Source organism: Clostridium cuniculi (assembly GCF_004353185.1).
Lineage (GTDB): Bacteria > Bacillota > Clostridia > Clostridiales > Clostridiaceae > Clostridium > Clostridium cuniculi.
This window is the reverse complement of the sequence record NZ_SMUS01000024.1, coordinates 35,622-47,716: the sequence shown is the minus strand read 5'-3', so window position 1 is coordinate 47,716 and position 12,095 is coordinate 35,622. Positions and strand designations below refer to the sequence as shown.

The window sequence follows — 12,095 nt, the reverse complement described above, 5'->3', positions numbered from 1 at the left end:
ATCACAGATTTAGAGTTTCACTTAAATGAAACATCTTTTTCTATCATTAAAGATGTAAGTTCAACCAAACCAAATCATAAATTTAGGGTTTTACTTACCTGATTTTAAAACTTTAAAAATAGCACTTCCTATTTTAATTTCATCATCAGCAATAAGCTTGAACTTTTCTTCTATTTTTTCACCATTAACATATACACCATTTGTACTATTTAAATCTTCAACATATAAATTATTATTTTTAGTGTATATCTTTGCATGATTTCCTGATACAAAAGGCTCTGTTAAGACAATTGTATTGTCTGGTTTTCTTCCTAAAGTTGTTATCCCCCTAATGGGCACTACCGAACCCTGCTCTAAGGTGGAGTTAACACCTGTTTGAATAACTTCTATACCATATCTTATACTTGAATTGTTATTTTTTCTTTTTCCTCCTGTCTTAACATCTTTATACATTATCTTCAATGCATAATATATAATGACATATAACAAAATTATAAAAATTATTCCAGCTATAAAAGTGACTACCTTCCCAAAACTCATATCTTCACCTCAAATTAATGTATATTCACCATTATATATTAAATCTTATTGTAAAAAATAACAAGTCACCTAAATTATCTTAATAACTTCTTAAGATATTTTCCAGTATATGATTTATCCTTTTTAACTATTTCCTCTGGCGTACCTTGTGCTACTAAAGTACCACCTTTATCTCCGCCTTCTGGCCCTAAATCTATTATATAATCAGCACACTTAATCATATCTAAATTGTGTTCAATAACTACAACAGTATTTCCAGCATCAACTAATCTTTGTAATATATCTACTAATCTATTAACATCATCAACATGAAGCCCTGTTGTTGGTTCATCTAAAATATATAATGTTTTTCCTGTACTTCTCTTAGATAATTCGAATGCAAGTTTAATTCTTTGAGCTTCACCACCTGATAATTGTGTTGATGGTTGACCTAATCTTATATAACCTAACCCTACATCTTTTAATGTTTGAATTTTATTCTTTATTCTTGGTATATTTTCAAAGAAATCTAATGCTTCTTCTACAGTCATATTTAAAATATCATCAATATTTTTTCCTTTATATTTAACTTCAAGAGTTTCTCTGTTATATCTCTTACCTTTACAAACTTCACAAGGTACATAAACATCTGATAAGAATTGCATTTCTATTTTTATAATTCCATCTCCTGAACAAGCTTCACATCTTCCACCTTTTACATTGAAACTAAATCTTCCTGGTTTATATCCTCTCATTTTAGCTTCTGGTGTTTGAGAGAATAATTCTCTTATTATGTCAAAAGTTCCTGTATAAGTTGCTGGATTTGAACGTGGAGTTCTTCCTATTGGACTTTGATCTATATCTATAATTTTATCTATACTTTCATAACCAGTTATTTCTTTGTAAGCTCCAGTTGGATTCTTACTCTTATTTACTATTTTGTTTAGTCCCTTATAAAGAATTTCATTTACTAATGTACTTTTACCAGAACCAGAAACACCAGTAACCATTGTTAATACTCCTAATGGGAATTTAACTGTTAAATTCTTAAGGTTATTTTCCTTAGCTCCTACAACAGTGATAAATTGTCCATTTCCTTCTCTTCTTGTATCTGGAACTTTAACTTCTTTTTCTCCTGTTAAATATTGACCTGTTATAGACTCTTTGCATGCTTTAATTTCATCTACAGTTCCTGCTGCAATAATTTGTCCTCCATGCTCTCCTGCTCTAGGACCAATATCTACTATAAAATCTGCTTCTCTCATAGTATCTTCATCATGTTCAACAACTATAACAGTATTTCCAACATCTCTTAAATTCTTTAAAGTTTGAATTAATTTATCATTATCTCTTTGATGTAATCCAATACTAGGTTCATCTAAAATATATAGAACTCCCATTAATGCAGACCCAATTTGAGTAGCAAGTCTAATTCTTTGAGCTTCTCCTCCTGAAAGTGTTCCTGAACTTCTTGATAAGTTTAAATAATCTAATCCAACGTCCACTAAGAATTTTAATCTGCTCTTAATTTCTTTTACTATTTGGTCACTTATTATTCTTTCCTTTTCAGTGAAATTTAATGAATTAATAAAATCTAATTCTTCTTTAATAGGCATTTGTGTAAATTCATATATGTTTTTATCACCAACTGTAACTGCTAAAACCTCTTTATTAAGTCTAGCTCCTTTACATTTTGGACAATGTTTATTGCTCATATATTGTTCGATTTCGCCTTTAATTACATCTGAGTTTGTTTCTTTATATCTTCTTACAAGGGAATTTATTTCTCCATCATATGCATATGAATATTTACCTTTTACTCCATCTTTAGTGTATGTAACTATTAACTTATGTCCATTTGTTCCATATAATAATAAATCTACATGTTCTTTTGATAGTTCCTTTATAGGTCTATTTAAATCTAGGTCATACTCTTCACTTAATGCCTTTAAAATTGCATAAGTCCATGAATCATCTTTTAATCTTCCTTCTCCCCAAGTTGCAATAGCACCTTCCATTACACTTAGGTTTTTATTTGGAATAACTAAGTCAGGATCTATTTCCATTAATGTTCCTAAACCATCACATTTTTCACATTTTCCAAATGGAGCATTAAACGAGAACATTCTTGGTTCAAATTCTTGTATATTAATTCCACAATCTGCACAAGCAAAGTTTTCACTAAATAATATATCCTTATCTCCAATTATATTTATGATTACTAAACCTTCTCCTAACTTTAATGCAGCTTCTAAAGAATCACTTAATCTTCCTTCAATTCCTTCTTTAATAACAAGTCTATCTACTACAGCTTCTATATTATGTTTTTTAGTCTTTTCTAACTTTATTTCTTCTTCTGCTAATTCGTATATTTCACCATCAACTCTGGCTCTTACATATCCATTTTTCTTAATGCTTTCTAATACTTTTTCATGTGTTCCTTTTTTTCCTCTTATAATTGGAGCTAAAACTTGAATCTTAGTTCTATCCCCAATAGCCATTATTTGATCCACAATTTGATCCACAGATTGTTGGCTTATTACCTTACCACACTTAGGACAATGTGGAATACCTATTCTTGCATATAATAATCTTAGATAATCATATATTTCTGTTATTGTTCCTACTGTAGATCTTGGGTTTTTACTAGTTGTTTTTTGATCTATTGATATTGCTGGTGATAATCCTTCAATATAATCAACATCTGGCTTATTCATTTGTCCCAAAAATTGTCTCGCATATGATGATAAAGATTCAACATATCTTCTTTGTCCTTCTGCATATAATGTATCAAAAGCTAAAGAAGATTTACCTGAACCTGATAAACCTGTAAATACTATTAATTTGTCTCTTGGTATTTCTAATGATACATTTTTTAAGTTATGTACTCTTGCACCTTTTACTATAATCTTATCTTTCATTTTTTTAACCTCTTCAATATACTTCATTATTTTATTTTTGTCAGAAATAGTATATTTTACTCTCGAACAAACATTCTTTATTTAATTTTAGAATTATTGATTTTTATTGTCAATGAAATTTATCTTTTGTTTACTATAATTTTTAATATAATAAAAAGCATTTTCCTTTAGTAAAAGAAAATGCTTTTTATCTCGTTCGTTTGTTTTCTATAATATTCTTAAGTGTCTAGGTAGGTATTGTAATAGTATTTTTTCTTTTTATTAATATCTAGTATCTTCAAGTCCACAGAAGGCATCTACTGGACTTACTCCCTTAAATTCTGAACGTCCCATCATTTTATCAACTAATGCTTTAAGAGTATAATCTTTACCATCATAAGCATTTATATAAGTCTTAACTTGTGGTACATCAGCTAAGTGGAATGGACATTGTACTGAAACAAAGATAGTAGGTATTTCATTTACATAGAATGGAATATCTGGAGTACCTTTGCTTGGTGGCCATTGAAGACGTTGATCAACACTTGCATCTACATTAGCTAAGTTTATAACTAAATCATATTTTGAAGTTAATTCAGATATTGGACGCTTACCAGCATAAACATTACCAAGTGCTGAATACATTTCTTCTTTTGGTAACTTCATAACCTTATCTATTTGTGATTCATATATTTCTACTTGGAATCCTTCTGCTTCTAATAATTCTTTCAGTATATCTATAGGTCCTTTTTGTACTCCTTGCATAAGAGATACAAATTTACCAAAGCCACCTTCAAATCCTTTAGCATTTACAAGTAACACTCTCTTAGTCTTATCTGGTGAAATTGGGAATATTTCTTCATTATTCTTAACTAAAGTTATACCTTTATCAGCTACCTCTAAAGCTACTTTTTTATTTTCTTCTAATCCAATTTTAGCCATAGCTTCTTCTTTTGGTGGTAATATTTCAGTTTTAGCTTTCTTATGTAATCCTAAAGAAGCTTTTAAACCTAATATTCTACTTAATGCATCATGAAGTCTTTCTTCAGTTATAACTCCATTCTTATATCCTTCCATCATCCATTGGAAATCCTCATCTGGATCATTAAAGAATAAGAATAAATCACTACCTGCAGCAATTGCAGTTGGTAACATATCTTTACGTTTCATAGCTGAAGTCATAGCAACCATGTGAGATGCATCAGTTACAACTAAGCCATTGAATCCCATTTTACCTTTTAATAAATCTGTTAATACATATTTACTTAAAGTTGCAGGCATATTCATTTCTTGAACTGTAGCATTTGGATTAAAGTATTTTACGTATTTTGGTAAAGCAATGTGACCTGCCATTATTGATGGAAGACCTGCTTCAATTAATCCAGAGTATACTTTTCCGAAAGTAGCATCCCATTCTTCTACTGATAAAGAATTTGGCGCAAATGATAAATGTTGGTCTCTTTCATCTATACCATCTCCAGGGAAATGCTTAGCAGCTGGTAAAATTCCTGATTCTCTTATACCTCTCATATACTCTAGAGATAATTCTAAAGTTTGATCAACATCTGCAGACCAAGTTCTAGTAGAGATTATTGGATTTCTCCAGTTTCTATTTATATCAACAATTGGAGCAAAACTCCAGTTGCATCCTATAGCAGATGCTTCAACACCAGATATTCTTCCTAATTCATAAGCATAGTGTGGGTCTTGAGTTGCAGCAATTTTCACCTCATTACCAACATATGTTCCATCTGTGCATGCTCCATTTCCACCCATTTCTGTATTAGCAGCTATTAATAGTGGAATTTTAGAATTTTCTTGTAATATTCTGTTTTGTTCATATACTTCTTCAGCTTTACCTGGATTATAACGAACAGCTCCAATATGATAATTATCTAAAATACTTTTTAGATACTCCTCATCACGACTAGATCCCATATTAACAAATAATTGTCCTATCTTTTCTTCAATAGACATATTAGCTATTGTATCTTCTACCCATTTTATAGATTCTTCATCTAAATTATAAGGTGTTGCTTTTAAATTTACCATTTTTATTACCTCCATTATAACGTATCTTTCAATTAATTGAATACTAGTATACATGTCAATGTATACTAATACCCTATTTATATAAAAAATAATTAATTCTAATAAAACTTTTTACTTTTAGTGTTATACCATAACTCTTTTCTTTGCTAATTCATTATTAACTTCTGCTAATCTCTTCTTAGAAAGATTATATACAAATAATAATATTAATGTTGTCAATAAATATCCAAATACAGCTATTCCTAAGGCCATATTTTTAATACCTAATCCAACTGATGCTGCTTGTACTGCAGCTCCTGATTTATACCCTAGTATTGATAATGCAACTCCACCAATTCCTCCAGATACAGCTTGTGATAATTTTCTTGCCAATGAATAAAGTGAATAAACAGTACCTTCATTTCTTTCTCCACTAATGTATTCTTGGTAATCAATAACATCACTAACTAATGCCCATATTATCGTATTAATTAATCCTGTCCCTAATCCAGCAATAAATGATAGTACTATATAAGTTATAGCTGTTAAGTTTGGTATAATTAACATTATTCCATAAATAATTGTGGCAAATGCTCCACCTAAAACTGTTGCTTCCTTTTTACCAATTTTCTTAACTATAGTTCCTGCAAAAGGAATAACACAAAAACTTGCAACCATTCCTACCATTCCACCTAAAGACGTTAATGCTGTATTATTGAAATAATCTTTAAATATATATACATTTAAAGAAGTAATAGTTAAAGAAGCCCCCATCATAGTAAATGATGCTACTGAAACTCCTATGAAAGCTCTATTCTTTAATAACATTTTTAAAGTACTTAATAAACTTTTTTTATTTTGACTTGTATTATGAACTATTCTTTCTCTAGTTAATCTAAAGTTTAGGAAAAATGATACTGTAGAAATTATAGCAAGTATTATTGCACAAAGTATAAATCCTTCTGCTGTTACTTCTCCTTGAGCATTGAAAACTACCTCTGGAACAAAGAACATTACAAAAATATTTGCTGCCATAGATCCAATATTTCTAAATGTTGATAAGGCAGTTCTTTCGTCAGGATCATTACTCATAACAGACGCTAAAGAACCATATGGAATATTTACTGCTGTATATAACATACCAAATAAAATATATGTTACATAAGCATATGGTAATTTCATATTTTCTGGTAAACCTGGAATTAAAGTAAAACAAAATACACCTACTATAACTAATGGTAAACCAAATCTAACTACATAAGGTCTAAACTTACCATGCCTAGTAGTTCCTATCTTATCTACAATAACCCCCATTACAACGTCAGCAATAGCATCCCATACTCTAGCTATTACAAATAATATAGCAACAGCAGCTGCACTTACTCCTAAAACATCTGTATAGAAAACCATTAAATAACTACTTACGAATGCAAAGAATATAGCACATCCGAAATCTCCAAATGCATATCCAATTTTATCACCCATATTAAACTCTTTTACTTGATCTTCTTTTTTACTTATTAAATCAAGAAACATAATTTACTCACTCTCCCAAATAACTCTTCAATTCTCTGAATACATTTACACATATGATAATATTAAATCTAGAAGGGAATATCATACTCTGAAAATTCCCACTCTAAATATACAATAGTCTATCTTTCAAAATATTTCTTAGCATTTTTATAACAAATATTTTCTACAATATTACCTAATATTTCTTCATCATAAGGATATTGACCACTTTCAACTAAATGTCCTAGGTAATTACATAATATTCTTCTAAAATATTCATGTCTTGTATAAGATAAAAAGCTTCTTGAATCAGTTACCATACCTACAAACTGACTTATAAGGCCAAGTTGTGATAATGCCATCATTTGTCTTTCCATACCATCTTTTTGATCATTAAACCACCATCCTGATCCAAATTGAATCTTTCCAGCTATTCCTCCAGTTTGGAAATTACCAATCATAGTTCCGATTACTTCATTATCCTTTGGATTTAGGCAATATAAAATAGTTTTCGGAAGCTTATCTTCCTTATCTAATTCATCTAATATCCTTGAAAGTGAATATGCTATTTCACCATCATCAATACTATCAAATCCTGCATCTGCCCCTACTTTATTAAACATTCTTGTATTATTGTTTCTTAATGCACCTATGTGTAATTGCATTACCATTTTTCTTTCAGCATACATTTTTCCTAATTCTATTAATAATGCTACTGAATATTTTGATGCTTCTTCATTAGTTATATTTTGATCATTTAAAGCCTTAATAAAGATTTCGTTAATTTCTTCACATGAAAAATTATAAAAAATAACCCTCTCTAAACTGTGGTCACTAATCATACATCCATTTTCATAGAAATAATCTAATCTTATTTCTAAAGCTTTCTTTAAATCATTAAAAGATTTAATTTGAATACTACTAATTTCAGATAACTTGCTTATGTACTCTTTAAATCCTTGGTTTTGTATTTTCATTGCTTTTTCTGGTCTAAAGGTTGGATTAACAGAACATTTAAAGTTTTTATCTTCTTTTATTTGCTTATGATATCTTAAATCATCTATTGGATCATCTGTAGTTGCAATATAAAGAACATTAGACATTTCAATTAACTTTTTAGCAGTTAACTCATTTTCTTCTATTGCCTTATTACATTTTTCCCATATAATATCAGCTGTTTTTTCACTTAATGTTTCTTCTACTCCAAAGAATCTTTTAAGTTCTAAATGAGACCAATGATAAATTGGATTTCCAATTAAATATGGCATCATTTTTGCAAACTGATAAAATTTATCATAGTCACTTGCATTTCCTGTTATATATTCTTCATCTATACCAAAGCTTCTCATAGCTCTCCACTTATAGTGGTCATGGTATAGCCACATTTCAGTTACATTTTTAAACTTATGATCTGTGGCTATTTCCATAGGAACTAGGTGACAGTGATAATCAAACACTGGCACCTTTGAAGCATAATTATGGTATAAAACTTTAGCTACTTCATTTTCTAGTAAAAAGTCTTTATCCATAAAATTCTTCATTTTACTATCCCCTTATATATTAATTATTTTTATTCTTTTTAATTGCTTCAATTAATCCATTAATATATACTGCACCTAATGCTCTATCATATAATCCATATCCAGGTCTACCAGTTTCCCCCCAGATCATTCTTCCGTGGTCTGGTCTATATGGACCTGCAAAATCATAATCACAGTATGCTTTAACTATTTCATAGAAATCTAAAGAACCTGCTTCTGATAAATGAGCTACTTCATTAAAGCTGCTATCTCCAGTTATTTTTACATTTCTAAGATGAGCAAAATGGATTCTATTTCTTTCTTTACCAAAATAGTTAATCATCTTAACTATATCATTAGACTTAGTACATCCTAAAGAACCTGTACATAAAGTTACTCCATGATATGGACTATCATATAAATCTATGAATCTCTTTAAGTTATCAAAATTAGTTATTATTCTTGGTAATCCAAATATTCCCCATGGTGGATCATCCGGATGTATTGCCATTTTCATTCTTACTTCATCAGCAACCTTCATTATTCTTTGTATAAAGTAATTTAGATTACTCCATAGTTTTTCTTCATCTATATCTTTATATTGTTCTAATAAAGCTTTAAGGCCACCTTCTCCATAAGAAGTATCCCATCCTGGTAACTCTAATTCACCTAAAGCTGGATCCATCTTCTTAACTTGTTCTTCATCATATATTAAACATGTTGAGCCATCTTCTAATTCATAATTTAAATCAGATCTTGTCCAATCAAATACTGGCATAAAATTATAGCATATTGTATCAACGCCAGCTTCTGCTAAATTTCTAATTGTTTGTATATAATTATCTATATATTTATCCCTTGTTGGTAAACCAAGCTTTATATCCTCATGAACTGGTACACTTTCTATTACTGAAAGCTTTAATCCATGACTTTCTATTTCTTTTTTTAATTCTAAAATTCTATCTAACGGCCAAACTTCTCCAACTGGAATATCATATATAGCCGTGACTATTCCCTTCATTCCTGGTATTTGCTTGATGTATTCAATTTTAACTGGATCATCTTTACCATACCATCTGAATGTCATTTCCATGATTTTTTTCCTCCTTCTAACAATATAGATTATTATTTTAAATTTTTCTAGTCTACTTTTCGAATACTAGTATACTAGTTTATTTAAAAAAATTTTTTAACCTCTAATTTTGTCTAGCTTTTCCATGAAAGCTTTAGCTTTATTTTCTATATCTTCAAGTGATCCTTTTATTAATGAACTTCCAGCTCCAACACAAGAAACTCCATTTGCAAACCACTCTTCAATATTATCAACTGAAACGCCTCCTGTAGGCATTATTTCTACATTTGGAATAGGTGCTTTTATTGCTTTTACATATTTTGGTCCAAATGCATCTCCTGGGAATAATTTAACCATTTTATTTCCAGCATCCATAGCTCTCATTATTTCACTTACTGTCATACAACCTGGTAAATAAAGAATATTCATTTCTTTACAAACCTTATTAACTTCTTCACTATATCCTGGACTTACAACATATTTTGCCCCAGCCTCAATTGCATCAGAATCCATTTTAGCATTCAAAACACTTCCAACTCCAATTAATGCTTCTGCATGTGAGCTATATTCTTTTATAAGCTCACATACATCTGGTATTGTATAAGTAAGTTCCAATGATTTAACTCCACCTCTTAAGCAAGCTTCCATGTATCCTCTAGCTTCATCAATACTTTTACCTCTGACTACAGCTACGATTCCATTTGCTTTTAATTCATCTAAAATCATTGTTTTATACCTCCTATACTCCTGAATAAGCTGAAAATGCTCCATCAACTGGAATAACTACTCCATTTACAAAGCCTGATGCTTCTTCAGACACTAAGTATAATAATGTTCCTATTAATTCTTCAGCTTCACCAAATCTTCTCATAGGTGTGCTATTTAAGATTTTTTCAGTTCTTGGTGTTGCTGTTCCATCTTCGTTAAATAATAATTTTTTATTTTGAGCTGTTACAAAGAATCCTGGTGCTATTGCATTAACTCTAACTCCAACCTTAGACATATGCACTGCAAGCCATTGAGTAAAGTTACTTACTGCTGCTTTAGCTCCTGAATATGCTGGTATCTTTGTAAGTGGTGTAAATGCATTCATAGATGATATATTAATTATTGTAGCACCATCTTTATTAATCATATCCTTACTAAACTCTTGTGATGGAAGTAATGTTCCTAAGAAGTTTAAATTAAATACGAATTCTACTCCTTTTGGATCTAAATCGAAGAATGTTATTAACTCTTCATTTTCTAAATCTTCAGCTTCTAAATACTCTTTAGTAGTAGTTCCCTTTGGATGATTTCCTCCAGCTCCATTTATTAATATATCAACTGGTCCGAATTCTTTAAGAATTATTTCATGAGCTTTTCTTAAGCTTTCTTTATCTAAAACATTGGCTTCAACACCAATTGCTTGTCCACCTTTTTCATTTATCTCTTTAGCTTTATTATCACAAGCTTCTTGTCCTAATGCTAAAACAGCAACTTTTGCTCCACATTCTGCAAGTGCGTCTGCCATTGCTCCGCAAAGAACTCCTGTTCCACCTGTTACAACACAAACTTTATCTTTTAAATCAATATTAAATGGTAATTTCATTTTTCATTCCTCCTTGCAACTACTATACTTGTATACTAGCATATTAATATATGAATTACAATAGTTTTTTTTGAAAACATTTAAATTTTTATACATAATAAAAAGCCATATAATATTAAATTTAATATAATATGGCTCTATTTTATATAATATTTTTTACTTTTCTTAAATTAATTTGCTATTTTTTCATATTTTTGTATTATTTTTTAATTTGTTTTTTTATTTTTATATTAAACTATATAATGAGCTATTTCTGCATCTTCTTTTATCAATTTTTTCCATTGTTCAACCGGTTCTTTAATATGAGTTGATACAACCTCTTCAATAATATCACTCTTTTTATTTTTTATAATATCTAAATATGTTATATGTTGATCTACTAAAAACTCTTTATTGGACTTCATTTCTGCAAGCAATCTCATTCTATTATAATGAGTGCTTATATTACAAATAGATTCCCATACATTTGATTTATTTATACCAACAAATAACAATTTGTGGAATTCCTTATCTAAATTATGAAACTCTATTAAGTTATCTCCTTTTTGTGCAATTAACTTTTGTGCAAATAGACACTTTTCCATTTCCATTAATATATCTTCTGAGAAATTTTCGCAAGCTTCTTTTAATGCTTCTTTTTCTAAATTATATCTAATGAAAACAGCCTCTTCTATTAAATTCCAAGCTATTAAAGAAACATAAGTTCCTGCTTGTGGTTTAACCTCTATTAATTTTTCAGCCTTAAGCTTTATTAATACTTCTCTTATAGGTGTTCTTGATACATTTAACTTTTTAGCTAGCTCTGCCTCACTTAATAATTCTCCAGGTTTTAATTCTAAACACATAATGTTGCCTTTTAACACTCTATACACATAATCTTTTCCTGTTTCTTTATCTAACTTTTCATAAAGAATCACTTTTTATTACCTCCTAATAATGCTATCTAT

General features: G+C 29.5%; 9 protein-coding genes. All 9 read right to left on the bottom strand.

The window, feature by feature from the left end; genetic code table 11:
• Positions 1-90: 90 nt before the first annotated feature.
• Positions 91-540 carry an FHA domain-containing protein gene (locus EJJ37_RS12705; RefSeq protein ID WP_133015954.1) on the bottom strand — a complete coding sequence of 150 codons (450 nt, stop codon included), beginning with the start codon at positions 538-540 and terminating at the stop codon, positions 91-93.
• A gap of 74 nt (positions 541-614) precedes the next feature.
• Positions 615-3,440, bottom strand: a complete 2,826-nt coding sequence (uvrA, locus tag EJJ37_RS12700) for an excinuclease ABC subunit UvrA (RefSeq protein WP_133015953.1) — start codon at positions 3,438-3,440, stop codon at positions 615-617.
• Positions 3,441-3,701: 261 nt separating this feature from the next.
• On the bottom strand, positions 3,702-5,471 hold the full coding sequence (locus EJJ37_RS12690) for a glycoside hydrolase family 3 protein (protein WP_133015952.1): 1,770 nt from the start codon (positions 5,469-5,471) through the stop codon (positions 3,702-3,704).
• Between the two features lie 123 nt (positions 5,472-5,594).
• Positions 5,595-6,986: an MFS transporter gene (locus EJJ37_RS12685; protein ID WP_133015951.1), complete on the bottom strand. Its 1,392-nt coding sequence runs from the start codon at positions 6,984-6,986 to the stop codon at positions 5,595-5,597.
• Between the two features lie 119 nt (positions 6,987-7,105).
• Complete coding sequence (uxaC, locus tag EJJ37_RS12680) at positions 7,106-8,506, bottom strand: glucuronate isomerase (RefSeq protein ID WP_133015950.1); 1,401 nt, start codon at positions 8,504-8,506, stop codon at positions 7,106-7,108.
• Positions 8,507-8,525: 19 nt separating this feature from the next.
• Complete coding sequence (uxuA, locus tag EJJ37_RS12675) at positions 8,526-9,578, bottom strand: mannonate dehydratase (protein WP_133015949.1); 1,053 nt, start codon at positions 9,576-9,578, stop codon at positions 8,526-8,528.
• 96 nt (positions 9,579-9,674) lie between these two features.
• On the bottom strand, positions 9,675-10,283 hold the full coding sequence (locus tag EJJ37_RS12670; protein ID WP_133015948.1) for a bifunctional 4-hydroxy-2-oxoglutarate aldolase/2-dehydro-3-deoxy-phosphogluconate aldolase: 609 nt from the start codon (positions 10,281-10,283) through the stop codon (positions 9,675-9,677).
• A 13-nt stretch (positions 10,284-10,296) separates the two neighbouring features.
• The gene (locus tag EJJ37_RS12665) at positions 10,297-11,148 is read right to left on the bottom strand and encodes an SDR family oxidoreductase (protein WP_133015947.1); all 852 of its coding nucleotides are present in this window, start codon (positions 11,146-11,148) and stop codon (positions 10,297-10,299) included.
• A gap of 230 nt (positions 11,149-11,378) precedes the next feature.
• Positions 11,379-12,065 carry a GntR family transcriptional regulator gene (locus EJJ37_RS12660; RefSeq protein ID WP_133015946.1) on the bottom strand — a complete coding sequence of 229 codons (687 nt, stop codon included), beginning with the start codon at positions 12,063-12,065 and terminating at the stop codon, positions 11,379-11,381.
• Positions 12,066-12,095 lie beyond the last annotated feature (30 nt).

Excerpts from the sequence above, each read along its gene's own strand:
- EJJ37_RS12670 (WP_133015948.1), bottom strand. The coding sequence starts at position 10,283 with ATGATTTTAGATGAATTAAAAGCAAATGGAATCGTAGCTGTAGTCAGA.
- uxaC (WP_133015950.1), bottom strand. The coding sequence starts at position 8,506 with ATGAAGAATTTTATGGATAAAGACTTTTTACTAGAAAATGAAGTAGCT.
- EJJ37_RS12685 (WP_133015951.1), bottom strand. The coding sequence starts at position 6,986 with ATGTTTCTTGATTTAATAAGTAAAAAAGAAGATCAAGTAAAAGAGTTT.
- EJJ37_RS12705 (WP_133015954.1), bottom strand. The coding sequence starts at position 540 with ATGAGTTTTGGGAAGGTAGTCACTTTTATAGCTGGAATAATTTTTATA.
- uvrA (WP_133015953.1), bottom strand. The coding sequence starts at position 3,440 with ATGAAAGATAAGATTATAGTAAAAGGTGCAAGAGTACATAACTTAAAA.
- EJJ37_RS12690 (WP_133015952.1), bottom strand. The coding sequence starts at position 5,471 with ATGGTAAATTTAAAAGCAACACCTTATAATTTAGATGAAGAATCTATA.
- uxuA (WP_133015949.1), bottom strand. The coding sequence starts at position 9,578 with ATGGAAATGACATTCAGATGGTATGGTAAAGATGATCCAGTTAAAATT.
- EJJ37_RS12665 (WP_133015947.1), bottom strand. The coding sequence starts at position 11,148 with ATGAAATTACCATTTAATATTGATTTAAAAGATAAAGTTTGTGTTGTA.